The organism is Planococcus halocryophilus, assembly GCF_001687585.2.
Classification (GTDB): Bacteria; Bacillota; Bacilli; order Bacillales_A; family Planococcaceae; genus Planococcus; species Planococcus halocryophilus.
The window spans coordinates 3171320-3196939 of record NZ_CP016537.2 but is presented as its reverse complement, the minus strand read 5'-3'; the positions used below and the strand labels follow the sequence as shown (position 1 = coordinate 3196939).

Sequence of the window (25620 nt, the reverse complement as noted above, 5' to 3'; positions counted from 1 at the left end):
TTCTTGAGGAGGAGCAATCCCGGCTGACGTCATAGGTATGGAGCTCAGAAAGGCGGGTGATGCTAAATTGTCCGAGAAAAAACTTTCAAAAGAGCAAATTGTACTTCTTAAGCAAATCGTCGATAGGGAAAAATCAGACTCTTCAAAAGAAGTAGCAGGTAGCCAAAATGTTGAATACCATGATACTTATGAAGCCTTTGGACGCGCTATTATTAACCAGATTAGGAATGAAGCCGTCAAAAGTGTAGAAAGTTTTGGGAATTCTACAGATGAAATCGTGTTAGATACACAAATAACGCTTATTCCTACCACATTGGGAATGAAGGGGAAGAGTAGCTAGATTAATGATGAACCGTTAGAACTCTTGAAGTGGGTACATTAGATCTGGTGTTAAAGTGATTAAAATTGGAAAGGAAGTTGAGGTTAAAATGGCTGAAAAAAGACTATCCCAAAATCAACTTGAAATCCTTAAACAAATCATTGATAGCGAAGAAAAAAAAGCTTCCCAAGAGTCAATGAGCAACCAAAACATTGAAAATCATGACAGCTATGAAGCCTTTGGACGTGCCATTATTGAACAAATTATGAATGAAGGCATGAAGGACGTAGAAAGTTTTAATGGCTCTACAAATGAAATCGTGTTAGATACACAAATAACGCTTATTCCTGCATCAGCAGAAGATCAAGAAGGCTGGTTTAGTGATACTGTAGGTAAAGTTGGCGGTGCGGTTAGTGGTGCAGCGGGTGCGGTTGGCGGGGCAGTGAGTGATGCCACAAAAACAATTGATAAAATCAAGGATAAAATCGTGGATGTCATTGAAGACACCGTTGATGATGCCGGAGATCTCTTGGATCACCCGTTTGTCAAAAAGACCACAGACCTAGCTATAAATGGAGTTTGTGTTAAGATGTTTGGAAGAAAAGTTTGTTACAACCCTCTTACAGGTAAGCCGAGCTTGAAATAAGTATGAGACTATTTTAAACCATAGACACACTCGGGAAAATCGGGCTGTCTATGGTCTTTTTATGGAAAGGAATTTACTCATCCTTGTCACTTCAGAAATATCTTTCGCAGCAAATCAAAAAGAAAAGGCACTTACTAGCAGCGCCTTCTCGTTTTCTTAATTCATGAAAATAATATGGTTAGCAAAATTTCATTTTAACTGCTCGCATAAAGCGGTGATCTGTTGATCGTTCCGTACAATCAGATCTTTCGCTAAATGAACTAGCGCATTAAAGTTCTCGTCCGAGGAATCATCCAACTTGTCACTTACCGTATCTAGATTTGTTTGGAAACGATAATATCGCTCATAGCCTTCTTGGTGGGGCAAAAGGTTTCTGAGCTGATAATCGACCGTATCACTGACTCCATCAAACACAACATTCAATAAGGGGCCGGCCCATTCCGCAAGACCCCAATCTTTTGCATCTTTATATAAAATAGGGTCCTGCTGTTCTCCTGTACCTAAAGAAACGACTAAAAAATTTTCCTCGTTTAAATAAGTGCATTTAGCTTCAACGTAAGCGCACATAGCAGGATTATTTGCAAAGACACCACCATCGATAAAACTAAAAACGTCATGCATTTTTATTTGCTTTGGTTCGAAATAGGTTGGAGCTGCGGAAGTCGCTCTGGCAATGTCCTTCATATAGGCATCTCGATTTTGTTGATCCTTCATTTTGGCTTTAGTGCTTTTGAAAAACCATGAAGTACGTGTTTCAATTTCGTAACTCGTGATAATGACATCCGTCAAAGCCTCAGAAAGTTTTGTTTCTCCAAAATATTTCTCAAATACGGACTCAGCTCCTGTTGAAGGATAGCGCTCATCTATGAGTCCCCCAAGTGAAAAAAGTCGATGTTCAAATGAATTAGCGAAAATCACCTTTCGTTCATCTTCGTATAACTTCACCAGTTCAAGTGCGGTATACATCGAAGTCGAATTTCCATTCGGTTTCACAAGCCCCAAAGCCAGCAGTCCACCCGTCGACGTACCCGCAATTAAGTCAAAAAGCTCAGAGATGGGTTTACCTGTACGTTTTTCAATTTCAGCTAAAACAAGTGCAGGGATCACTCCGCGAACGCCTCCGCCATCAATAGATAGTATTTTCTTCATGGTTACTCCTCCTTTTCGAAGTGCAGATAACCAAAATTTCATAACTGACTTGATAGCTTCCTAATCACTACTTATGTATAACGCATCTAAGATTATTCGGCATTGGTCGGGTATTTCCCAGGAAATAGATAAGACCGCGCTTATAAATCATTAGAGGGATTATACAATAAATTCATTAAAATGTCATTTAATTATCATTTTATTCGATTTATTAAGATAATTATAAGGGCTTATAAAATAAGAGATAATGTATTAAGAATAGTAGTTGAATGAAAACAGCCACAAAACTTCTTAGGAAGAGGTTTCTGTGGCTGTTTTGAATGGGAATCTCTTTATACAAAATTTGATTGACCTCTAAAAAATTTCGGTCGCTAGTAAATGATTTGATCTGGACAGTATTCAGTCTAATTTGGACAGTATTTGAGACAAATCGGACAGTATTTCCACATATTCGGACAGTATATCCAAATATGTGGAAAAAAACGTCGTGATACAAGTACAAAAAGTTAATGTCATAGCGACATCGCCAGAAATTCATTCGCTATTTAAAGTCATTAGCAATAAAATATTTACAAAACCCAAAATCTTTCTCTATTCAACTCATGAATATAGGCATAAGAAATAAAAGATCACGCTGTTTTTTGGCTTATTGATGGTAACAATCTAAAAAGAGCAATCGAAATCTATTTTTCAAAATTCATTTATTGTATGAGAGCTTTTGTTCCACCTTTAGTGGAGTGACACTCACTCATCCGTAACTCCAAGCGTCATGCCACCATCGACAACAATTTCCGTACCTGTACAATAAGAACTATCATCAGAAGCGAGAAAGGCGACTGCTTTCGCAATTTCAATGGGCTGGCCAATACGCCCTAATGGCACAGAATCGTAAAACGCAGGAACGGCTTCGCCGCCAGTAGCCATGTCTGTTTCGATGCCTCCTGGGTGGACCATATTTACACGGATTCCGAGTGAACCGAGTTCAATCGCAGCCACTTTAGACATGGCCACGACAGATGCTTTTGTTGCTGCATAAGCGGCGGATTTCGCAATAGGGGAAAATGCAGAAATCGAGATATTGTTTACAATTGAACCTTTTCGTTGCTTTTCCATTTGCGGAAGTACCGCTTGCATGCCGAGAAAAACACCCAATTGGTTAACATTGATCAACTGCTGAAAATCATCTAACGTCGTCTCTCGAAACGATTTGCGTGTCAGTGCGCCAGCATTGTTCACTAACACATCCAGTTTTCCAAATTTGTTGACCAGCGTTTCAACCGCTAATTGCCACTCCGACTCTTTTGTAACATCTAACTGAACCGGAAAGGCGCGTTCGCCAATCATCTCGGCGACTCTTTTAGCTTCGTCGTAATTCCGGGCACCAATTCCTACTACGGCGCCTAATAGAGCAAGGTTCTCGGCAATTGCCTTTCCTTGACCTCGATTAGCTCCGGTGACAAGAATGACGTTATTCGTTAAATTGGGCATGGAATCACTCCTTTCTATCAATATAACATAAAGAAATTTCACCAAAAAAGAGCAGCCGAAGCTACTCTTTTTTAAACGTTTATTAAATAAATCCTTAAAACTAGAATAACCACTAGCTCACTTTTACTTTTCCTGTTCAGGCGGAGTTTTAATTCCCAAAAATAAGGCAGTGAAATAAGTAAGTATAGCTGTGACCAAACCTGCAGCAAATAAAATCCCTCCGGTAATGAGAAAAGCGTTGGTATACGTTTCCATCACCATCACGTAATTGCTCGTATCAGCAATACCATCTACTTGACCGGTCAGCCAAGAGTTTCCTAACGAAATTCCGAACGAAGCACTCGAAAACAGTAAAATCAATCCTATGATTGCTAATATGATCGAAATAATTCCCAATCCGGTAATATGATTTTTGAACATCTTATCTTTCCTCCTAACTATGATTTTCTCTAAAAATTTATTAATATTTCTTTGCTCATTAAAAGTTAATCTGAAACTTCAAGTTCAAAATACTTTCCAATTTCAGAAGAACAGCCACTTAGACGATATATTCTTTCGTTTTCACTTTGTTCATTGTCTATATTTTCGCAAGTCCCACTTTGTGTTCCTTTAGATGAGTCTGCATATTTGTCATGGGAATTATCATGCGTATACGTAATGTTTTCTCCATTATAATCTAGCGTATCAAAAATTGGATCGCCTTCTGTAGTTCTTCGGACAATACGTATTTTATCTTCTTTTCCATTATTAAGATTTTCGATAAACGCTTCAAATTTCTCCGAATTAGTTATGATTTCCTCTTGCTCAATTACAAGGTCGCTATCCTTAACTGGGTTACACGCACTTAGGAAAATGGCCAGTAAAATTAAAAGAAATCCTTTTTTCACTTTCTTGGCCTCCTTAAATAGGAGAAAGTATGCACGCAAGTTGAAAAATCACTCGCCGACCATACCGTCATTGTCGTTATCTCGCATATGCGGGTATAACCAATGATCACTCATGATTGGCATACTAAAACCGGCTGCTTTGGCTTCTGCTATCGTTACTTGTCCATTGCCGTTGGTATCAACACTCGAAACATCTTCGTTTGTTGTTGAACTACTTGACTCCGTAGGCTCGCTTTCTGTTAAACCGAGTGATGCGTTTACTTTATCAGGGTTTATATTATCAAAAGTATCAACGACTTCGTTCCCCATTATTGTGTAGGTGTACTGATAACTTGAAGGAATTTGAGTTTCTGTATCTGGGTAAGTGATAATCGCTTCAAAATTAGTAGCGCCACCTGCTGTGCGGATGGCATCTTCCATATACGCTTGATCGCCATGTCGGTTGAGCGTGCTTTCTTGTGGAGTAATGTTATAAGCATTCGATACTCCGCCAAGCGAATCCGCAAGTACATGTCCTTCATCTAACACATCACTTTCGACACCAGGAACTTTGGCCTCATCTGAATAATATCGACCTGACGCTAATACAGCTTCATTATCGTCATCTTGCAAAACGATTTCACCAGCTACAACTCGTTCCAATTGTCCGTATTCGTTCGTAAATGCCCAATATTCACGGTCTCCAAAACCGACTTCGACGACCACCTTCGCCTCGCGATGTCCAGATAGATTTCCACCATCGACTTCGATGAGTTCATATCCTGCGAATAAGTCATTATTGAGTTGGGTTGAAGCTTCCTCTTCTGCAATTTTTTCTTTTTCCAAACGTTCTTCTTCTTGCTCTTTCAAAAGCTCCTCAGCTTTTTCTTTTTCCTCTTTCTCAGCTAAGAGACGCGCTTCTTCTTTTTTCTTTTCTTCGGCAGCCTGCTTTTCAGCATTTTCCTGAGCTAGAAGTTCTTCCTTTTCCTTCTCTGAATCCGCTAATGTAGGCTGACTTTCAACTTCTTCCGTAGTTTCAATTTCTTCGATCGTAAAGCCCAGGCCAATAACAGAACCAACCATTATTGCAAATGAAACTCCTGTAGCTAAACCTGCTTGTTTTGTCGTCCATCCCTTTTTAAATATTGAACTGACCAGTAGCATTACGATACTAGCGACTAAAGCCAATAAGGCAACAAACAGTAGTAAACCAAAAACGATATCCATTTAAAAATCCCCCTATTATCTCTCTAAAGATCTATCTCTCTAATTTCTAGTCCAAAATATAACATGTAATAAGAATTAAATGTTAAGAAATAACAATATTTCGTGTGGCAATAAATCGGACACTCTTTATTCTCAGTGAATCAGGATGATATCAGTGAGAATTATTGGGTGGGTGGAATCATGAATTTTGAAATTCTGCCTTTATTGGAAAAGTACCATTTCAATCGTCCTAAAGTAGTTAAGCAATTGACTGAGGAGATATAAAATTGAATGGTCATTGAGTCAAAAAGGAAACCCTTAGGACAATGCGATGGCAGAAGTCACGTTCAAGATATTGAAGACGGAACTCATTAACGGCCTGCGCTTTGACAGGCTTAATTAGCTGGTGCTTGAACTGTTTGATTACGTAAATTGGTACAACCATGTCCGTCTACACAGTAGACTCGGCTATGCCAGCCCTGTCACTTATCGAAACGCAGCCCTTAAAAAAGTTGTTTGATTTAATGTTGACGTACCATCTATTCATCAAAAGTGCATAACGAAAAAGCCACCCTCAATCAGATCAGCTGATTTTGAGGGTGGCTTCCATATGTTTATAAGCGGGAACCTCTGATCAGCCGTAATTCAAGGTGGGTCAGTTCGTAATCGGACAATCTCAAATTTCTTTTATCCGTATTCACTCATTCTTCTGGCAGCAAAACAATTTTCCCTAACTTTCCTGATTTTTTAAAGTACACTTGAGCTTCTTGAGCTTGTTCAAGAGGGAAAGTCCGGTCGATGACGGGTTTGATTTTGCCTTCTGAAATGGCTTTGAGCATACGTTTGAATTCTTCTATCGTGCCCAAAACAGATCCGTAAAGCGTAAGGTGTTTTAAGTACAAAGTTCTAAAGTCAAGGTCTGTGTGTTGTCCACCTGCAGAGCCAGAGGTACAAAATTTCCCGCCTTTTTTTAAGACTTGAAGAGAAGTGGAGAACAAGGCATCGCCTACAACATCTAAGACTGAATCCACAGGACCTCCATTTACCTCGAGTATGTCTTTCGCGAGGTTAGGTGATTTATAAGACAATACGTGTGTTGCCCCCAGCTCTTTTACTCGTTCGGTTAAAGCTAGGTCACCAATGATCGCAATGACCTTAGCGCCAAATACCTTAGAGGCAATTTGTACGTTTAAAGATCCAACCCCTCCGTTCGCGCCAGTTACCACAATGGTCTCGCCAGAATACGCTTGAATTTGTTCTGCCATATGCCAGGCAGTCATCCCACTAACAGAAAAAACCGCACTTTCTGTGTAGTCTGCGAGCGGCATATCAAAACAAAGGTCAGCCGGCCAGACTACGTATTCCGCATATCCGCCATCATATTCCGACCCGATAAATGACATATCTTCTGAGATATGTTCCGTTCCTTCCTGTCCACTCGAAGTGAAAGGGAACAGGACAACATCTTTTCCAATCATGGATTTGTCTACGCGTTTTCCTGCTTTTATGATTCTACCTGCTATATCTGAACCGGGTATCCTCGGGAAGTGAACGCCTTCTGGTCGCCATCCGGACTTTGAGTCGGTACCATAAGCTCCTTCTCTCATCCAAATTTCCGTATTATTGATGGCGCAAGCTTTTATCTGGATGAGCACCTCGTTGTCTCCAGGTTCTGGAATCGCCAATTCAACCAGCTGGAGCTTGTCTACATCACCATATCCTGTCACTTGAATAGCTTTCATCGAATTACCACCTTTCTGTTGGTTGTTTTTGTCGAACAGATTTTGGACTTGTCTTTTTTGTTGATGACTAATTTATCGTTGCCTATCCTAGCTTAACGATAAAGCAAGACGTTACTCGAGTCTATGTATGTATTCCCAAAGTGGTCTATGACGAGACCTTTCTGGATCTTGTAGGTGAAAAACTCGAGTTTTATCGGAAGATGAGAGACGTATCGGTTTTGAAAAGCGGATCTTTTTAATCGAGGTAGAAGATGACTAAGCTGGAACTAGTTACTTCTCAGCTCGTTTCACATTTAGAACGATTAGCAAAAGAAGCGGTTGAGATTCAATGGATTACGGCTTTTGCGATGAAATCAGGTGTGAAGAAAATCATTCCTTTCTTAAAGCAAGCTACTGATAGAGGCGTGTCGATAAAGTTATTAGTAGGCGACTACCTTTTTGTCACGCAGTCACACGGCCAAGATAGGATCGGTAAGGTCATCAGAACGATTACGTCAGCCACAATCCGTTCCAGTTGTCCGTATTCGTTCGTAACCGCCCAGTACTCACGGTCCTCACCTTGATGGCAACGTTAATTTCACTATGTCCTAGCAAATCCCCGCTATCGACTTCGATGAGTTCGTATCCTGCTAACAGGCCATTGTTTAGTTTTATTAGTGTTTCCACTTCTGCTGCTTTTTCATAAGCTCCTCAGAGTTTTCTTTTTCCTCTTTCTCTTCTGTCGGTTTCTCCGGATTAGCCACTGTAGGCTCACTTTCGATATTGTTGGTAATTCCTGCATTTTCAATTATCTAGCTAAAGCCAATAAGGCAACAAACATTAATAAAAAAAATACTATACCCTTTGAAAATTTCTCGTATTTTATGTCTTTATGCATTTATCTCGTTAATTTTCGACTCGGAACACACCATGTAATAAGGATTAAATATAAGGAAATAACAATATTTTGTTTGGTAATATTTTGATTCGTTAATTAATCTGAATATTTAAACGTTATAATGGAAGTAATTATGGTGGGAACAAAAATTATGACACTAAACTTGAATTTGCGCGTGGTGTTAATATATCCGTTTAATAGAAGTGCTGTAGCTAAAATGCATATCTTGAACGGATGTCGATCAAAGTGATAAATTTGGATTTGAATGAATTTTAAAAGTCAGAATGTGTAACATTTCAGTACTAATAATAGAGGATTGTCCATACTTATGAAATGTGTGATGCGGGAGCCGTATCATAAGTAAATAAGCTTTTTTAGAACTTGAAATTAACAGAGGGAAGATCCTTCTACTTGAAGGTTCTTCTCTCTGTTAATTTTTTGAGATAAATCCGGCCCTTTTATTTTCGCGATAATTTTAAGTTAAAAAGAATTCTTCAAAACTAGAGAATTCGAAATCGATGGAGACGATTCAATATCTACTTAACATTAAATCATCATATTAAAAGCCTCCTTTTGAGGTGACATCTTTTTAGTTGCTATAAAAAAGTTCGTTTTTATAGAGAATTATCTATCAAAAACGATGGATTATAAGAGGCATAGAAGAAGGTTTCAATTTTCTTTTGTGCTTCTTTTATTTTGTCTCATAATTCTTTTCAAAATCAATCTATCATAAATATTGGATTATAATGGTTTTGAAAAGAAATGGGGAGTGAATACAGCCATTCAAAAGAACTACGTGTGCCACGTTTTAGAACCAGCTAGGACATGAAATAAAACCACTTAAGACATAGGAAGTTTTTTACGGTCAAACCTCGAGATATTCTTAGGCTGAATTCTCAAGGCGTGACGAAATGGGTAATCGCAGCCATTGAGAAGTAGGAATTAGTAGATATTCTAACCGGTCTTCCGGTAAGAGCGAAGGCGATTTGTTTAGTTAATCTAGTAATCGCAAACAGATCTACTGAAATAATTCGATTAAAAATACAGGATTTTGATTTGAAGAACAGATCCGAACAAGTTTATTTGAAAAAAAAAAGAGGGTATTCTAAACAGCTCATGTTAGAAGTTATTAATGCAAAAGACGTTTATAGACGCGAGCATTACCTAAAACTAGACGATTACTTCGTAGGGAGATTGTATAGTACCGCAATCAGTGAAGTAAGCTATTATAAGTATCTCATTTAGGAATGAACTATAAGTAATAATATCCCAATAAAAATTCATATTAGACTTCTCTCTAAATCTTTATTATTGGAAGTAAAGAACTTTAACTGTAAATTTCTTTCGTTTAATCAATCGTTTTTATTTTCCAATTATTTTAAAAGAAAATAAATTATTTTTTAGTCTAAGTTAAGCATTAACGCTTCTTTACCCCGATTTTATTTTACTGACAACATAAAAGCATATTATTTTTTGTTAATTAAATGAAAAAATTAATATAGTTATATATAACTATGTTTAGATTTTGAATTTTAATCTATAATAATTACTTAAGTACTATTGCAATTATTAAAAAGTGATTATCAGTTTATTCAGGGATGGCGTATATTGGTAAATAATGTATGGTACTTTTATTTTCTAAAAACGGGGGTAGTTTATGTTTAAATCTAAGAGTCTGCCTTCTTTACCTGAACTTGACCTCGACCTCGACGAGTTAAAAACGTTCGTCAGCAAAACTTTGGAAGTCATGCTAATCTCACGAGAAGAAACCATATATCCTATAAGGAAATATGACTTAATGTTGGCATTTACTTGGGAAAAGAATTGCATTGAGGGTTCCATATTTCAATTATCGAGATTCCAATCATCAAAAAACAGCTCAAGTTACATACTAAATGCTCCATTATTTGTAGAAAAACGGGATTTCTATAGAGAAGCTAAGTCTATTGTTTTCATCGATACCGAAAAAGTAAGCGGATTGACAAAACAAAATCTACTCGCTTTTCAAACGATTTGTAAACTAATAGATATTTTCGATATAGAAGCTACTTCCTCAAATCGTTACAAATGCATTTGGAAAGAGGACTAAGTTTCTTGTGACTGCTTTGGGCATTCCTGGCCAAAAAAATTTACTTTTAAATTATTTCAAAATAATGAAAATCTTTTAAGTACTCCATCTGAAAAAATGGACCACAAGCTAGTTGAAGTTCGGCCGGTAAAAGAAACCAAAGCATAGAAAAGAGGCGTAAGATGATGTTGGGGAATAATAAGCTTCAAACTCAGGACTTGATAAACAAGATGGATGAATTCTTGATTATCATGGATACAAATGGAATCATTCTTCACGCAAATCAGCTAAAAATCAATTTTTTCAACACTCACGTCGAAAGTAACTCCTTTTAGAAATCAGAAAAAATGATCAGTAAATCGCCTACACTTTTTTAAAAGTGTGATTTATGAAATTGATTCAAGTAAATAATTATGCCTTCAAAAATCAGGAGGAAACATTTTGTTCAAGGTTAATCGTTTTCCCGTTTTAATTCTTTTTTTGTTTGTAGTGGTATTTTTTAGTTTGAAAATAGGATTCCAAGAGAACGAATGGTTGATGTCTTTAGGAATTAACATACTTCAAGTTATAGTAGGAAGTCTCAGTCTTATTTGGCTGTCTCAAGCTTATCGGAGAACCAAGCACAACCAAAAAATTTTTTGGTTGCTGTTAATAATTGGCATGAGCCTTTATCTAAGTTCCACTTGTTTGCTGCTCTACTTACACATCAGTCAAGGAGTTATTTTGCCTGGAGATATGTCGTACATGATTTGGTTGCTCGCCTATTTGTTCTTTTTGGCTGCCTTGCTCGCCAAAATTAAAGAAATGAGTGCTTCTTTTCCTCATGATTCTTATATCTTTAGTAGTATTATCTTTATGATTACTGCTATCTCTATCAGCATTAATTTCATAATTAATCCTTTTTTGAAACTTTCAGGAAGTTCTTGGGTGGTGACAATCACTCCTGTAATTTATCCAGCTGTTGATTTAACTATCTTGTTCGCGATCATAATTCTGTTTTATCTAATTCAAAATAACGAAGAAAAAAAGTATATGCTGTTTTGTGTGATCGGATTTTTTTTCCAAGTAGTAGGTGATTTAATCTACGCTTATTCGTTAATTAAAGATGCTTACCAACCTGGTCACTTCATCGATCTTTTATCGTTACTCTCTCTCTTCTTTATTGGGATTGCAGGGTTCTATGCTAAAGAAATCAAGAATGATGGAGAACTAAAAACCCTAAATTCTACCCGAACTATAGATGGTATTATTTCTTATACAAGTATTTTTGTTTTACTGTTATTAGTCGTTCTCAGCTATCAACGGAATTTCAATGCTCTTAGCATAGGTTTGCTTCTAACTTTTTTTATTGTACTATGGCGTCAATTCCAATTACTTCATAAAAATAAGAAGTTAATGAATCAATTTAAACATTTGGCTTATCATGATCCACTTACCGGACTAAACAACCGCAGAAGTTTTTTAGAAGAAATAGAAACTGTTTTAAAAAGTCACCAAGATAGTCAAGTAGCTCTTATACTAATAAATTTAGACAGGTTCAAATTTGTGAATGATACACTTGGACATCATAATGGCGATGAAATTTTAGCAAAGATATCAGAACGGTTTAAGGAAAATTTATCAGTAGATACTCTAATCTTCAGAACTGGAGGAGACGAATTTACCGTTGTCTTCTCTAATGCAACGGAAGTGACATGCTCCGCTTTGGTAGATGAAATTTTAACTGGGTTTCGAAAATCATTTATATTAAATGATAATGAAATTAATGTTACAGCAAGTATTGGAATTAGTATGTTTCCAAATCATGGAGTCACTAGTGAAGAATTAATGAAAAATGCTGATGCTGCCATGTGCCTATCAAAAGAAAATGGCAAGAACATTTTCAGTTTTTATAATACCGATTTAAGTATTGCAATGATCCGGAAACAACAGATTGAAACTGAGTTAAGAAAGGCTATTCAAAATAAGCAAATGTTCCTCGCTTATCAACCAAAAGTGGATTTAAAAACCCTGGAAATTGTTGGGATGGAAGCATTGCTGCGTTGGAAGCATCCGGAACTTGGCTGGGTTTCACCTGTTGAATTTATTCCTGTAGCTGAGGAATCTGGGCAAATTATTTCCATTGGCGAATGGGTTCTTCATCAAGCTTGCCAGCAAAACAAAAGATGGCAGGAACAAGGTTATCATTGTATATGTGTCTCTGTAAATGTGTCTGTCCTTCAATTTCAGCATGGTAAATTTTTAGAGACTGTTCACAAAGCGATACAAAAATCGAAATTGGATCCTCAATTTTTAGAACTTGAAATCACAGAGAGCATCATGCAGAATATTATAGAAAGCAAAGAAATTTTAGAAAGCCTTAAAAGGATGGGGATCAAAACCTCCATTGATGACTTTGGAACGGGGTATTCATCGTTATCTGTCCTCTCAAAATTACCAATTGATACAATCAAGATTGATAAAGCTTTCGTGGACGAATTGGAAGTGACTGGTCATTACTCCACTATCAAAGCTATTATTGATTTAAGCCTTAATTTAAATTTGAACGTAGTGGCTGAAGGGATAGAAACCGAAGGACAGATGAAAATTCTGAAAGAGAGTGGATGCACTACTGGCCAAGGCTATCTTTTCTCTAAACCAGTAGATGCAGATGAATTTGAAACGATACTGCAAAAAATTGATTTCATTAAAATTTAAAACCTACAGTTTACTGTAACTTAATCTCTATGGTTAGCACAAAGTAACTTCATAAAAATGAAGTTGCTGTCAAAGTCAGGTAAAAGACGAGCTTAGGGCATATATTGCTCCTCAGCTCGTCTTTTGTGTTGATAATCCTTTATGTAAATATCAGTAACTTATAAGTTTAAGGACCAGTAAATGAACAATACTTTCTCAGAGAGGATATCGATGGCTGCAAGATATCTAACGGTTGTTTATTGAACCTACCTTTCATAAACTGTATTGAAAAATAGAGCGGTTGATCTCGATTTAGAGAGTAAAGCTTTGCTTTAAATAAGGGTAGTACCACCTCCACGGGTCCCTTTGTTTATAGCGGGGCTTTTTTGTTTTTTGATAACTGTTCATAAAGAAATGGAGGAAGAATATGAAAAGGGTTCAGCTAGTGAGACATCAAGAGGAATATTGTGAAGAAGTATTCAGGCTTTCTTCTGCACTTCCAGTGAAAGAAGCATTGGGATTACCAGACGGTACGATTGAAGATACGAAACGCTTTATCCAACGAGTAATGGAAGAAGAGAGGGAAGGCAAGACTGTTCCTCGGGTGATTCTGAATGAAGAAAGTAAATTGATAGGTCTTACCGATTTAATGTTCATCGATCACCAAAAAAATCTTGTCACATTGGTACTTGGATTGCACTATGTCTTTGCAGGGGCAAGAGTAGTAAACATTCTTTCACAAAAGACACAAGAAAAATTGCCATTCATCCGCTTGCATGTAGAAGCAGAATTTCCGGAGGAACACAAAGCGTTGGAGAAAAAGGAAAAGCAACCTTGTGTTTTAAATGTTTTTTGTAAAGAGGATTTTTCAAATTACCTAAACAGAAACGATAGGCTTACAATTCTCAATTAATGTATTAAAAGTAAAGATGCTGGTTTTTCTAAGTGCTCGAAGTATAGTCGTTAATATTGAGTCAGTTTACATATGACCCATTATCAGAAGAGAAAAAGCGACAGGCAGCTTTTTCTCTTTTTTGTGTCTGGGAAAGTGTACTTTTACGGATACTATTCTAATCAATTGAAATAGAAATCTAAGAGGAAAAAAGAACAGTATAGAATAATAAATGAAGATAGAATTTTTAAAAATTTTATCTGAAGAGAATAAGGTGATAAGAGACGTTGTCTTGAACCATAACATCTAATAGTCGGTTATAAAAGCAATGAAGTCCTTATACCATGAAAAATAATAAAATGATAAACTTGGAAAAACAAAACCTTTAAGGAGCCTACCTATGCCGATCTACAACAAACTAGTACGCGACGCGATACCTGAAGTAATTGCGAAAACAGGAAAAGAATTTTCAACTCGAATTTTATCAGAAGATGAGTATGTAGTGGAGTTGAAAAAGAAGTTAAGCGAAGAACTTGATGAATATCATGCAGCAAAGAATAACGAAGAAGCAGTGGAAGAGTTGGCCGACATACTTGAACTTCTTCATGCAGCTACAAAAATTCACGGATCTTCAGTGGAAGAACTAGAAAATATTCGTAAAGCAAAAGCTGAGAAGCGTGGCGGATTTGAAAAGCGGATCTTTTTAATCGAGGTAGAAGATGACTAAGCTGGAATTGGTTACTTCTCAGCTCGCTTCACATTTAGAAAGGTTATCCAAAGAAGCGGTTGAAATTCAATGGATAACAGCTTTTGCAATGAAATCCGGTGTGAAGAAAATCATTCCTTTCTTAAAGCAAGCTACTGATAGAGGCGTGCCGATAAAGTTATTAGTAGGCGACTACCTTTTTGTCACGCAGCCAGATGCGCTGCAATTACTACTAGAAGAGTTACCTTTTGCGGAAGTGCGGATTTGGCGGAGTGGGGGAACTTCATTTCATCCGAAATCTTATTTGTTTCGAGGGACCGAAGCTTCTCAGTTAATCGTTGGATCTTCTAATTTATCAGCGTCTGCTTTGACTAATGGAGTCGAGTGGAACTTAATCGCGCCAACTGCAGTGGATGCAGAAGTTTTTGAAGAAGCGACTACTCAGTTCTTAAAATATTTTTATGCCGATCAAACGGTGGCTCTAAATACAGAGACGCTGGCGGAATATCGGTCATTACATACAGAAGCGAATATAAAGCGACCTATCAGTCCTGTGTGGTCAGAGGCTGATGAAGTTGAAATTACTTTAGGACCGGCTCAGCCACAACAACCAGAAGTGGCTGAAACTAAAGAAGTTTACAATACGCCAATCTCTCCAAGACCGGCGCAACTAGAAGCGTTAGAAGCTTTAGACAATGTACTTGAAGAAGAGTACAGCCGGGCAATGGTAGTTTTAGCAACAGGTTTAGGGAAAACGTACTTAGCTGCTTTTTTTGCAGCGAAATTCAAACGAGTGTTGTTTGTTGCTCACCGCGAGGAAATTCTGACGCAAGCCAAGCAATCATTCAAGCATGTTCATCCGGATAGAACGAGTGCTTTTTACAATGCTTCGGAAAAAAAGACGGATGCTGATTTTATTTTTGCTTCTATCTATACATTGAGCAGCCAATATCATTTAGATCGTTTTGAAAAAGATGCTTTTGATTTAATTGTTGTGGATGAATTTCATCATGCAGCAGCACCAACTTACGAACGATTGTTAAATCATTTTGAGCCGAAATTTCTGCTAGGGATTACTGCCACACCAGACCGTATGGATAATAAAGATGTCTATGCTTTATGTGATGGAAACGTAGCGATTTCGATTCATTTTCTTGATGCCATTGAGCGAAATTGGCTAGCACCGTTCCATTATTACGGTGTACATGATGATACCGATTACTCAGCTATTCCGTGGAGAGGGAACCGGTATGACGAACATGAATTACTGCAGTTACAGTTACGTGAGAGTTTTGCGGAAAACATTTTTGATGAGTGGAACCGTTACAAACAAACGAGAACCATCGTTTTTTGTTCTTCGGTAAAACAAGCTCTTTATATGAATCGCTTTTTTCAAAGTAAAGGTGTTAGATCTATTGCCCTTCACGGTGAGTCTCATCCACAAGAACGGAAAACGGCTCGTACCAAGTTAGATTCTGGCGATATTGAACTGATTTTCACCGTAGATTTATTCAATGAAGGAGTCGATATTCCAAAAGTGGATACGCTCGTTTTTATTCGACCGACAGAATCGCTTGCAGTTTACACGCAACAAATTGGACGTGGTTTACGTATTGCGGATGGTAAAACACATTGTGTCATTATTGATTTTATCGGCAATTACCGAAATGCTGATTTAAAATTAGCTGTGTTTAATAAAGAGGAAACAAAAGTGGGAAATAAGAATGTCGAGCCGCTTATTCCTCTTCAATGTGAATTTAATTTAGATTTGCAAGTCATCAATTTATTAGAAGAAATGCGTAAAAAAAGATCACCACGTAAAGAGTTGTTGGTTATGGAGTATCAAGAATTGAAGAAAGAAATGGGAAGACGCCCGAGTTATTTAGATTTCCATCTTCATGCTAATATCGAATCTAAGACGGTAAAGCAAGAGTTTAGTAGTTATGTTGGTATGCTCGCTTACGCCGATGAACTTACAGAACCAGAACAAAATGTATGGTTGAAATATAAGAATTGGCTATTAGAAGTTGAAAAAACTTTGATGACCAAAAGTTACAAACTGGTTGTTTTGAGTTATATGTTGTCAAAAGGGATAGAGAAGTGGCTTGAGCCGATAACTCCACAAGAAGCGGCACCGTTTTTCCATAGCTATTTAACGGAAAGAGATTACCGTATGAAAGTAGATTTTAACGACGCGCAGGGGAAAAGACTGCGTAAGTATGATGTGAAGAAAATAGCTGATCTGATTTCAGAGATGCCGATGACAAAATGGAGCGGGAGCGCAAAAGAAGAGTTAGTTATTTTCGAAAATAATTTTTTCAAATTCAATTTGCAGCCTTTTCCTGAAGAAAATGAGGTTTTGTATAAGTGGGCTCAGGAAATAGCAGAGTACCGACTTCATGCATATTTTGAAAAGAAATCGATATTTACTGTATTAAATTAGTTTGATAACAGGAGTAAAAAAGCGGAAGGCGGCGACTCCTGCGGAAGAACGGAGTGATGAGACCCCACAGGAGCTTGCGACGAGGAAGCTCAGCGCTCTGTCCGCGGAAAGCGACCGCCTGTAGCGAGTTTCCCACTATTTTCAGTGGCTATTCCCCCTCTAAAAGGTTATCATAAAACCAACAGCTACAGGCCATTAGCAATTGCTAACTCATAGCAATTGCTAATCAGCTAATAGGTACTATAAAAATTCGAGGGGGCTATAAGTTGGCTTATCAATTACGAAAAAACTTTAAGCTGTTTACATTAAATTCAAATCCGGAGTTGGCACAAGAGATTGCGGATTCGCTTGGGTGCGAGCTAGGAAAAAGCGCCATTACTCACTTTAGTGATGGAGAAATTCAAATTCACATTGAAGAAAGTGTCCGCGGGGCAGATGTGTATGTAGTGCAATCGACATCACAGCCGGGAACTGAGCATGTGATGGAATTATTGATCATGATTGATGCGTTAAAACGTGCCTCTGTGAAAACCATTAACGTGGTTATTCCGTATTACGGCTATGCGCGTCAAGACCGCAAGGCCAGTTCGCGTGAGCCGATTACGGCAAAGCTAGTTGCGAATATGTTAGAAAAAGCAGGCGCGACACACATCATCACATTGGATTTACACGCTCCGCAAATTCAAGGGTTCTTTAATGTGCCGGTCGATCAATTGCTTGGCGGCAAAATTTTAGAACAATATTTCACGGACAAAGGATTAACAGATGCGATTGTGGTAGCTCCAGACAACGGAGGACTCGGACGTGCTCGTAAACTAGCAAGTCATTTAGACGTGCCAATCGGCTTTATCGATAAACGTCGGATGCACCCTGATGAGCCTGAAATGGTCAACATTGTTGGAGACATCAAAGGCAAAAACGTCATCATTATCGTCGACATCATCGATACGGCGAAGACGGTTTCTGCTGCAGCTGATGTACTTGTGGAAAATGGTGCGAAAGCCGTTTACGCTTGCTGCACACACGCTGTATTATCTGGCGAAGCGATTCAAAAAATCGAAAAGTCGGCCGTGACGGAATTGGTTGTAACGAATACCATCCATGTGCCAAAAGAAAAACAAACACCGAAAGTTAAAATTTTATCGGTCGCTCCGCTATTAGCTGAAGCGATTGAACATGTTCATAACGAAAAACCAGTTACGCCATTATTTGAATAGATGATTTGGTCGCTGCTTAAAGCACTTAAAGCAGAAGAAAAGTTATACGAAGGCAAGAAAAAATAAGTCGATTCCAGTAGCGCAGCTGGAATAGACGTAAGAAAGCCGCTGATCTCCTTAACTTGGGAATCAGCGGCTTTTGTGATGTGTATCAGTTGTCGTTTACTTTTCTTTCTTGCCTGTTAATGCCAAGGCAACCCGGTCAATTCCTTCAGACAAGGTTTCTCTCGGACAAGCTGCGTTCAAACGTAAATAGCCGAGACCGGCAGAACCGTACTTGCTGCCCGGTTCTAATGCAACTTTACCAGTTAACAGCAATTTTTTCATGACTTCGTCTTCGGTTAAGTTTAACTTACTGTAATCGATCCATAGCAAATAAGTCGATTGCGGCTTCATCACTTGTAAGCCCGGCACTTTGTACTCTAATTCGGTACGAGCAAATTCGATGTTGTCAGCAATTGTTTTCAATATCTCTTCAAGCCAAGGCTCGCTGTCATTGTATGCAGCGGTCAAAGCAGTTGGTGCGAAGGCGTTGAGCATACTTGTACCGTGAGCAAGTGCATGCTTTTCTAGTTTTGCGCGTTTTTCTTTGTCGGTTGCGATAATCATAGCCACTTGAATGCCTGCTAAGTTAAAGGTTTTAGTCGGTGCAAGACACGTGAACACTCGGTCGCTTTCCTTGCCTGCGATTTTTGCGATTGGCGTATGACGGCTTTCACCTAACATCAAATCTCCGTGAATTTCATCGGAAATAATGAGTACGTCGTGTTTCGTACACAAGCGAAGTATTTCAGTCAGCTCGTCAACAGTCCAGACGCGTCCACCAGGGTTATGCGGGTTGCATAAGATAAAAAGCGCAGCTTGTTTTAGTTTTTCTTCAAAATCTTTGAAATCAATTGTGTATTGACCGTCCTGCACAACGAGCGGAGAATACAAAACCTCTCGATCTTGATGCTCAGCAAGCTGGAAAAACGGGGGATAGACAGGAGGTGTCACCACAATTTTATCGTGTTTTTCTGTAAAGGTTTCAATAATGGATGCAATGGCTGGGATGATGCCTTGGTGAAACAGCATCCAGTCGTTTTCGATTTTCCAATCGTTTCGTTTTTGTTGCCAGTTGATCACGGAAGTTCGACATTCTTCACACATGAAAGAATAGCCAAAAATCGAATGCTCTACACGGTCATGTAATGCCTTTAAAATAGCTGGCGGTGCAGGGAAGTCCATATCTGCAATCCACATTGGCAAAATGTCTGACGTATCTTCAAGGCCGTAAATCTCACCTATCATGTCCCATTTAACAGAGCGGGTATTTTTCCGGTCGTACACATGCTGAAAAGAATTCATAGAAGTAGCTCCCTTATCCGGTGAATTTTAAAAATCCACAGTCTTTTACTAATAGCTAACTGAAGCATAGCTCGTCCTTGTTAATCTTTCAAGTCTCTATCTTGTTGAAGAGGTTAAATAATCTAGGAGGTAAATCCAATATATGTCATAATAGAAAAGAGTTAATTGAATTTTATAAATAGGGTCGTGACTTATGGATAAGCAGAAAGCACCTCAAGAAGAAAGATCAAAACTAAGACAAGATGAGCAAAAACAAAACCCTACTGGAAACTTACGTGATGGATTTGACCGGGGAGCGGGAAGTGGCAATGTAACAGACATAGCAGGTGACATGGGCTGGAAAGGCATGACGTTGTTAATTTTATTGTTAGTTGGTGGTTATGTCATTTATCAATTGTTTTTTAGCTGAAGGGAGATTTTAGATGTTTGGATTGAAAGTAGCTTTGTTTTTAGCGGTTTTGTTTGGTGGAATGTGGTTGGTGAAATGGACTCTGAGAAAAAGCTTCAACATTGAAAAAGAAAAAAAGGTTTGGTTTTCATACAATCACGTAAACAACTTACATAAAAAAATCGATTGGGGCCTTCGTATTGTAGCGATGCTAGTCATGTTCATGGTTTTGTATTTGATGATTTTCAAAGGATATTCAGTCGCATTCTACATGCTCACTTTTGTGACATTTATGTTTATCGATTCGTCCGTAAAAGCCTTTTTCCAATGGAAATACAGTGATCAACCTAAACAATGGATTTTAACGATGGGTGAAATTACATTTTTGGTTATGGTGGTAATCATCGGGATAATCCAATTCGATTTGGTTAACCTGCAATTTTAACATCGAAAAACACCCTCATCCTTCCCGTGGATGAGGGTGTTTTTGATAAAACTTTAATAATAGAAGTGTATTTAGTACAATCATCACCGTAAAAAACTAATGCTAGCTGATTGGTTGAATAATTAACCCTCTCACTAGATGCATTTGCAGTTAAAGTAAACCGCTTTGAAAAGTGTGCCTATCGATTATAGAGTGCGAAAAGCCACTATTTCAAACTCATCCAAATAGTCTTTTAACATACTCACGTCTTGTTTCTTGTTCGCAACAGCGACATGGCCATCAGGACGAACAAAGTACAAGGCGTTTTGTTGGAAGCCGGCTTTTTGCATGCTAGGTTCCCATGCAAATTCATGAACCTCGAAAGAATGCGAGCGGGCAAAATCTATCAGTTCTTTACTGGCTTTGCCGTATATATGAATTTGCCAATCCACGGATTGCAGCGGGGTGTAATTGTCGCGACCTGCTGTTTGGATCCACGGCAAGCGCATGCCACCAAAGACTTTACCGGCTTTGCCTTTGCTTATGGGACTGTCCCGATAGTTGATGTGGATTTGGGACAAGATTTTAAAGCCATTCTTTTTGACGAACGCCAACTTGAACATGGAAGGCAAAATATGCGGCACTGCAACCTTGCGCAATAAAGTACCACGAAGGTGTTGGTTGATGATGGTTTGAAATGCTTTATCCGTCGTAGCGATCAACTTTCGGGCAAAACCAATCCGCTCTAATTCATAAGTATCTAATAGGGAGGGAGTAGCTTTTCCTTGGCATACCGCTGCAAGTTTCCACGATAAATTAATCGCATCCCCAATGCCGGTATTCATACCTTGTCCGCCTGCTGGACTATGAAGATGTCCTGCATCTCCTAAAATGAAAACGCGTCCTTTGGAAAAGTGCTCACTCACGCGGTTATGGACACGGTAAGTAGAGAACCAATTGACTATGCTTGCTTTCACTCTAATTTTATCCTCAATGTATTCGCCAATATGATGGTATTCGATATCCTTTTGATCGTTAAATTCTTCAGGTACGACTCCAAGGATTCTTTTGGTGTGTGCGTTTCTTACAGACATATACAACATAAAGCCATCATTGTCCATATACATGTCCATTTTTTCCATTCTTTCTTCTAGTTTTTCGGTTTCCACATCGGCGACAAAAAATAATTGCTCATACGTGCCACCTGGAAACTCGAATTCCAACCCTTTTCGCACCATGCTGCTCGCACCGTCACATCCGCATAAATACTCAAAGTCAGCCAATTCTTCTGGAAGTCCCTCTTTCTTTAAAACCGCAGTTACCGATTCACCTTTATCTACAAAAGAAGACAACTCTGTACCCCATTCAATTTCGACTCCGATTTTCTTTAATTCATCCACGAGCATTTCTTCTTGTTCATCTTGCGGCAAGCTAAGGATAAACGGGAAAGGACTCAACCCTTTGCCAAAATCGTTAAATTTCAAATTGGCTTTCACTTCTTTTCCATCACTCAAATCCAGTGACAAAATCGGCTGTCCTCTACTGACAATCCTCTCAGATAACCCCAGTTGTTGATAATGCTCCAAGATTCGCGCATGAACAGCTAAGGCACGAGAAGCTTTTCCCGTACCCGAATTTTTTTCAATGATTCGAAAAGGAACGCCTTGAGTGGCAAGGCTATGAGCAAGAGCCAGACCGGTTGGACCAGCTCCTACGATCAATATTTGTGGTTTCACGATGAAGACCTCCTATTGAATATCAGCTATTTACCAGTTTCAATTTTATCTTGTACTGTTACTATATCCTTTATTGACCAACTTCAAGCTAACAAGCTTTAAAATCAAAGGCTAAGTCTAAAATTTACCGAAATAAAACTAGAAAAAGTCCATTGTTGAACGTGAAGTATAATCATCAAAAATGAAGTTCAATTTACTTATGATTATAGTTTCGAGAGACAAAAGAAGTAATTGAAAAGCATTTATTATTCATGATTTCTAAAAGCAGTAAGGATTTTTCCTTGCTGCTTTTTATTTTCTGCATACTCGTGGCCTTGGCATGCAGGTGCTCGACTCCAGCGGAAATAGAACGGGCCGGAGCTATTGGACTGAGCTGAGCGAAGGAAGCAGCAGAGGCAGCCGTACCCGCGGAAAGCGAGCGACGGAATCCCAAGCAGCTTTTCTAATTCATATCCACTTATTCTGACAACTAACCATCAAATTTTAAAAAATAGTTGACAGAAAACTCGCATAAAAGTATACTTACGTTAATTTAGTGAAAGTAAACTGTCAAAAATAAATTAAATTTGAAAGTTAACTTTCAAATTTGTAAGCACTTTCATTAAAAAAAGGGAAAAGGGGAGAAAAAATTATGACAAAACGTTGGTTATCAATAGGGGTATTGTTTTTAGCATTAGTGATCTTAAGCGCATGTTCAGCATCTAGTGAAGAAGAGAGCGGGGGAGACTCATCTGAGAAATTTGAGCTGAAATTCGGAATGGTCGCTGGAAACCAGCAGAACGAATACAAAGCAGCTGAAAAATTGGCAGAATACGTAGACAATGAAAGTGACGGCCGTTTAACAGTAAAATTATATCCAAACTCTCAATTAGGCGATGACCGCGCAATGCTAGAACAAACAAGCGAAGGATCGTTGGATATCACATTCGCTGAAACGGGTCGTTTTGGAATTTGGGTACCACGTGCTTCACTAATGGGCTTGCCATACATTGTCGATAACTATGAACACGTTACCAAAGTATTAAACGATACAGATTACGGTAAGGGCTTGAAAGAAGAATTAGCAGCAGAGCATAACTGGGTTCTTGCCGGAAATGCCTACAACGGTACGCGTCAAACAACTTCAAACCGTGCAATTGAATCATTAGAAGACATGAAAGGCTTGAAACTACGCGTTCCAGAAGCTCAAAACTTACTCGACTACGCGAACTATACTGGCGCATCTGCAACACCAATGGCTTTCACTGAAGTTTACTTAGCATTGCAAACAAACGCTGTAGATGGTCAAGAAAACCCGCTATCTACAATCGATGCACAGAAATTTTATGAAGTCCAAGATTACTTAGCCATCACAAATCACGTATTAAACGACGTTAACTATGTAGTAAGCAAACAAACAATGGACAAACTACCAGAAGACTTGCAAGAAATTTTACAAGCAGGTATCGAAGAAGCTGCAACTTACCACACATCGCTATTTGAAGAGCAAGAAGCAAGTTTAGTAGAGAAGTTTAAAGAAGAAGGCATGACGGTAACAGAGCCAGACCTTGAAGAATTTAAAACAGCCGTAGCTGAAGCTTACCCATCATACCTTGAAGAAATAGGTGAAGGCGCTGAAGACTATTTGAAAGAAATTCAAGGAGCAAACGATTAATTAGGAATCAGGTGAAATCATGAAAAAGTTTTTGGCGAATTTTGAAGAAATCGTAGGCGGGGTTCTTTTTATCATCATGTTAATTGTCTTGACGATGCAAATTTTCTTCCGCCTCGTCCTTGATCAGCCGTTAACATGGTCAGAAGCATTAGCGAAATTTATCTTTATCTATGTTGGTTACTTAGCGGTATCCATCGGGATAAAAGAAAATGGACATGTGTATATTGATTATTTTGTTGAAAAGATGCCAAAAGCGATCCAAAAAGGGTTGAATTATGTATTCCAATTTGTCATTTTAATCGTTTTGTTGTTGATGGCCTACATTGGCTACGAAATGGCTTTGCGAAAGGTGCCTGTTGATATTGTGGCATTAGGAATTTCATATGTGTATATGTACAGTGCTCTTCCTCTTCTTTCGGTGTTGATGATTTATCGTCTTCTTGAGCGCAACTATCGAGAATGGCGCAATGCGAAGGAGGAGATGTAAATGGAAGTCGGCATTATCTTTATCATATGGCTGTTGCTTCTGTTTTTAGGAATGCCTGTTGGCTTTACGTTAATCGTTGCAGCACTGGCTTACTTCGCGATGACGGATTGGAGCTTAGTGTTCTTCTCGGGAGCGAAGTTAATCGATAGTATCGACAGTTTTGCGCTACTAGCCGTTCCGTTTTTCATCTTAACGGGGACTTTGATGAACTCTTCAGGTATTACAGAACGAATTTTTGCTTTTGCGAAATCATTGGTCGGGCACTATAGCGGTGGTCTCGGCCATGTAAATATTATGGCTTCTCTTATGTTTTCCGGAATGTCTGGATCGGCTTTAGCAGATGCTGGAGGTCTTGGACAATTAGAGATTAAATCGATGAGAGACGAAAAGTACGATGACGATTACTCAGGCGGATTAACAGCAGCTTCGGCGATTATCGGACCCATTATTCCACCGAGTATTCCACTCATCATTTATGGTGTTATTTCAGATCAATCAATCGCGCGTTTGTTTTTAGCAGGTGTTTTACCAGGGTTGTTAATGACATTTTCGTTAATGGTTGTTGCTTACGTATGGGCGAAAAAACGTGGCTATGCAAAAGCACCGAAAGCTTCGATGAAAACGCGACTTTATCATTTCAAACGTGCATTTTGGGCATTGTTAACACCGATTATTATCATCGGCGGGATTTTCTCCGGATTCTTTACGCCAACTGAAGCGGCAATTGTTGCTACGCTTTACGCCATGTTCTTAGGTTTCTTTGTTTACAGAGAACTTAACTTTAAATTATTGTTTACGAACGTAGTGGAATCGATGAAATTAACCGGTGTTGCTGTATTGATGATCATGGGTGTCGAGTTTTTCGGCCAAATGATTGCGCATGAACAAGTCGCGATTAAAGTCGCAGATTTCTTCTTGAACGTTACAGATAACCCAATTGTCTTATTGTTATTGATGAACCTCTTGCTTATTTTCCTTGGCATGTTTGTCGAATCTTTAGCGCTATTGATTTTATTGGTACCTATTTTAGTGCCAGTCGTACTTGTAGCGGGGGTAGATCCTGTACACTTTGGTATAATTGTTATTCTAAACTTAATGATTGGGATATTGACTCCGCCAATGGGCATGGCCTTGTTTGTAGTGTCCCGAGTCGGGAATATTCCAGTGGCCACATTAACGCGAGGCGTCATTCCGTTTATCATTCCACTCGTTGTTTGTTTGTTACTGATTACGTTCTTCCCGCAGATTGCTCTATTCTTACCAAATCTATTATTACCTTAAACGAAAGA

Annotated in this window: 22 protein-coding genes; 14 read left to right on the top strand and 8 right to left on the bottom strand. The window is 38.6% G+C overall.

All coding sequences use genetic code 11. From position 1 onward, the window contains the following. Window positions 1-37: 37 nt before the first annotated feature. Both BBI08_RS15780 and BBI08_RS15775 read left to right on the top strand, forming a co-directional pair. The gene (locus BBI08_RS15780) at window positions 38-340 is read left to right on the top strand and encodes a hypothetical protein (protein ID WP_237146552.1); all 303 of its coding nucleotides are present in this window, start codon (window positions 38-40) and stop codon (window positions 338-340) included. A gap of 55 nt (window positions 341-395) precedes the next feature. Beyond that, the gene (locus BBI08_RS15775; RefSeq protein ID WP_237146551.1) at window positions 396-965 is read left to right on the top strand and encodes a hypothetical protein; all 570 of its coding nucleotides are present in this window, start codon (window positions 396-398) and stop codon (window positions 963-965) included. A 189-nt stretch (window positions 966-1154) separates the two neighbouring features. Here the strand turns inward: BBI08_RS15775 and BBI08_RS15770 are convergent, their stop codons facing one another. The 5 genes from BBI08_RS15770 to BBI08_RS15750 form a co-directional block, all read right to left on the bottom strand. Further along, complete coding sequence (locus BBI08_RS15770; protein ID WP_008496156.1) at window positions 1155-2114, bottom strand: CBASS cGAMP-activated phospholipase; 960 nt, start codon at window positions 2112-2114, stop codon at window positions 1155-1157. 744 nt (window positions 2115-2858) lie between these two features. Then, window positions 2859-3602 carry an SDR family NAD(P)-dependent oxidoreductase gene (locus tag BBI08_RS15765; protein WP_008496155.1) on the bottom strand — a complete coding sequence of 248 codons (744 nt, stop codon included), beginning with the start codon at window positions 3600-3602 and terminating at the stop codon, window positions 2859-2861. A 123-nt stretch (window positions 3603-3725) separates the two neighbouring features. Next, window positions 3726-4022, bottom strand: coding sequence for a hypothetical protein (locus BBI08_RS15760; protein WP_008496153.1), 297 nt, complete (start codon window positions 4020-4022; stop codon window positions 3726-3728). Window positions 4023-4087: 65 nt separating this feature from the next. After that, window positions 4088-4489, bottom strand: a complete 402-nt coding sequence (locus BBI08_RS15755; protein WP_008496152.1) for a DUF4362 domain-containing protein — start codon at window positions 4487-4489, stop codon at window positions 4088-4090. Between the two features lie 48 nt (window positions 4490-4537). Next, window positions 4538-5695, bottom strand: coding sequence for a DNA/RNA non-specific endonuclease (locus BBI08_RS15750; protein WP_008496151.1), 1158 nt, complete (start codon window positions 5693-5695; stop codon window positions 4538-4540). Between the two features lie 385 nt (window positions 5696-6080). On the opposite strand from BBI08_RS15750, the gene BBI08_RS17450 reads away from it, so the two are divergent. Then, entirely contained in the window at window positions 6081-6194 is a 114-nt protein-coding gene (locus BBI08_RS17450) for an IS3 family transposase (RefSeq protein ID WP_162138547.1), read from the top strand. Between the two features lie 181 nt (window positions 6195-6375). Here BBI08_RS17450 and BBI08_RS15745 read toward each other — a convergent pair whose 3' ends face one another. After that, window positions 6376-7416: a zinc-binding dehydrogenase gene (locus BBI08_RS15745; protein WP_008496150.1), complete on the bottom strand. Its 1041-nt coding sequence runs from the start codon at window positions 7414-7416 to the stop codon at window positions 6376-6378. A 251-nt stretch (window positions 7417-7667) separates the two neighbouring features. On the opposite strand from BBI08_RS15745, the gene BBI08_RS17335 reads away from it, so the two are divergent. From BBI08_RS17335 to BBI08_RS15710, 6 genes are all read left to right on the top strand, one after another. Continuing rightward, complete coding sequence (locus BBI08_RS17335) at window positions 7668-7979, top strand: phospholipase D-like domain-containing protein (RefSeq protein ID WP_008496149.1); 312 nt, start codon at window positions 7668-7670, stop codon at window positions 7977-7979. 2823 nt (window positions 7980-10802) lie between these two features. Further along, window positions 10803-13058, top strand: a complete 2256-nt coding sequence (locus tag BBI08_RS15730; protein ID WP_065528327.1) for a putative bifunctional diguanylate cyclase/phosphodiesterase — start codon at window positions 10803-10805, stop codon at window positions 13056-13058. A gap of 406 nt (window positions 13059-13464) precedes the next feature. Continuing rightward, the gene (locus tag BBI08_RS15725; RefSeq protein WP_008496145.1) at window positions 13465-13950 is read left to right on the top strand and encodes a hypothetical protein; all 486 of its coding nucleotides are present in this window, start codon (window positions 13465-13467) and stop codon (window positions 13948-13950) included. Window positions 13951-14329: 379 nt separating this feature from the next. Next, window positions 14330-14656, top strand: coding sequence for a nucleoside triphosphate pyrophosphohydrolase (locus tag BBI08_RS15720; RefSeq protein WP_008496144.1), 327 nt, complete (start codon window positions 14330-14332; stop codon window positions 14654-14656). After that, window positions 14649-17078, top strand: a complete 2430-nt coding sequence (locus tag BBI08_RS15715) for a DEAD/DEAH box helicase family protein (RefSeq protein ID WP_008496143.1) — start codon at window positions 14649-14651, stop codon at window positions 17076-17078. The genes BBI08_RS15720 and BBI08_RS15715 overlap by 8 nt, the downstream gene beginning before the upstream one ends. 266 nt (window positions 17079-17344) lie before the next feature. Beyond that, entirely contained in the window at window positions 17345-18295 is a 951-nt protein-coding gene (locus BBI08_RS15710; protein ID WP_065528326.1) for a ribose-phosphate diphosphokinase, read from the top strand. A 162-nt stretch (window positions 18296-18457) separates the two neighbouring features. On the opposite strand, the gene BBI08_RS15705 is transcribed toward BBI08_RS15710, so the two are convergent. Then, window positions 18458-19642 (bottom strand): MalY/PatB family protein, encoded by a 1185-nt coding sequence (locus BBI08_RS15705; protein WP_008496142.1) that lies wholly within the window; start codon window positions 19640-19642, stop codon window positions 18458-18460. Between the two features lie 193 nt (window positions 19643-19835). On the opposite strand from BBI08_RS15705, the gene BBI08_RS15700 reads away from it, so the two are divergent. Continuing rightward, on the top strand, window positions 19836-20051 hold the full coding sequence (locus BBI08_RS15700) for a DUF6366 family protein (RefSeq protein WP_008496141.1): 216 nt from the start codon (window positions 19836-19838) through the stop codon (window positions 20049-20051). A 13-nt stretch (window positions 20052-20064) separates the two neighbouring features. Beyond that, on the top strand, window positions 20065-20475 hold the full coding sequence (locus BBI08_RS15695) for a DUF4181 domain-containing protein (RefSeq protein ID WP_008496140.1): 411 nt from the start codon (window positions 20065-20067) through the stop codon (window positions 20473-20475). Window positions 20476-20660: 185 nt separating this feature from the next. Here BBI08_RS15695 and BBI08_RS15690 read toward each other — a convergent pair whose 3' ends face one another. After that, the gene (locus BBI08_RS15690) at window positions 20661-22190 is read right to left on the bottom strand and encodes an FAD-dependent oxidoreductase (RefSeq protein WP_008496139.1); all 1530 of its coding nucleotides are present in this window, start codon (window positions 22188-22190) and stop codon (window positions 20661-20663) included. Between the two features lie 631 nt (window positions 22191-22821). On the opposite strand from BBI08_RS15690, the gene BBI08_RS15685 reads away from it, so the two are divergent. The 3 genes from BBI08_RS15685 to BBI08_RS15675 are packed head-to-tail and all read left to right on the top strand — an operon-like array spanning window position 22822 to window position 25612. Then, window positions 22822-23844, top strand: a complete 1023-nt coding sequence (locus BBI08_RS15685; protein ID WP_008496138.1) for a sialic acid TRAP transporter substrate-binding protein SiaP — start codon at window positions 22822-22824, stop codon at window positions 23842-23844. Between the two features lie 19 nt (window positions 23845-23863). Continuing rightward, complete coding sequence (locus BBI08_RS17215; protein ID WP_008496137.1) at window positions 23864-24331, top strand: TRAP transporter small permease; 468 nt, start codon at window positions 23864-23866, stop codon at window positions 24329-24331. After that, entirely contained in the window at window positions 24332-25612 is a 1281-nt protein-coding gene (locus BBI08_RS15675) for a TRAP transporter large permease (protein WP_008496136.1), read from the top strand. The last annotated feature ends 8 nt before the right edge of the window (window positions 25613-25620 follow it).

Coding starts and splice junctions, on each gene's coding strand:
- BBI08_RS15780 (WP_237146552.1), top strand. CDS start 38: ATGGAGCTCAGAAAGGCGGGTGATGCTAAATTGTCCGAGAAAAAACTT.
- BBI08_RS15770 (WP_008496156.1), bottom strand. CDS start 2,114: ATGAAGAAAATACTATCTATTGATGGCGGAGGCGTTCGCGGAGTGATC.
- BBI08_RS15765 (WP_008496155.1), bottom strand. CDS start 3,602: ATGCCCAATTTAACGAATAACGTCATTCTTGTCACCGGAGCTAATCGA.
- BBI08_RS15760 (WP_008496153.1), bottom strand. CDS start 4,022: ATGTTCAAAAATCATATTACCGGATTGGGAATTATTTCGATCATATTA.
- BBI08_RS15750 (WP_008496151.1), bottom strand. CDS start 5,695: ATGGATATCGTTTTTGGTTTACTACTGTTTGTTGCCTTATTGGCTTTA.
- BBI08_RS15745 (WP_008496150.1), bottom strand. CDS start 7,416: ATGAAAGCTATTCAAGTGACAGGATATGGTGATGTAGACAAGCTCCAG.
- BBI08_RS17335 (WP_008496149.1), top strand. CDS start 7,668: ATGACTAAGCTGGAACTAGTTACTTCTCAGCTCGTTTCACATTTAGAA.
- BBI08_RS15725 (WP_008496145.1), top strand. CDS start 13,465: ATGAAAAGGGTTCAGCTAGTGAGACATCAAGAGGAATATTGTGAAGAA.
- BBI08_RS15720 (WP_008496144.1), top strand. CDS start 14,330: ATGCCGATCTACAACAAACTAGTACGCGACGCGATACCTGAAGTAATT.
- BBI08_RS15715 (WP_008496143.1), top strand. CDS start 14,649: ATGACTAAGCTGGAATTGGTTACTTCTCAGCTCGCTTCACATTTAGAA.
- BBI08_RS15705 (WP_008496142.1), bottom strand. CDS start 19,642: ATGAATTCTTTTCAGCATGTGTACGACCGGAAAAATACCCGCTCTGTT.
- BBI08_RS15700 (WP_008496141.1), top strand. CDS start 19,836: ATGGATAAGCAGAAAGCACCTCAAGAAGAAAGATCAAAACTAAGACAA.
- BBI08_RS15695 (WP_008496140.1), top strand. CDS start 20,065: ATGTTTGGATTGAAAGTAGCTTTGTTTTTAGCGGTTTTGTTTGGTGGA.
- BBI08_RS15685 (WP_008496138.1), top strand. CDS start 22,822: ATGACAAAACGTTGGTTATCAATAGGGGTATTGTTTTTAGCATTAGTG.
- BBI08_RS17215 (WP_008496137.1), top strand. CDS start 23,864: ATGAAAAAGTTTTTGGCGAATTTTGAAGAAATCGTAGGCGGGGTTCTT.
- BBI08_RS15675 (WP_008496136.1), top strand. CDS start 24,332: ATGGAAGTCGGCATTATCTTTATCATATGGCTGTTGCTTCTGTTTTTA.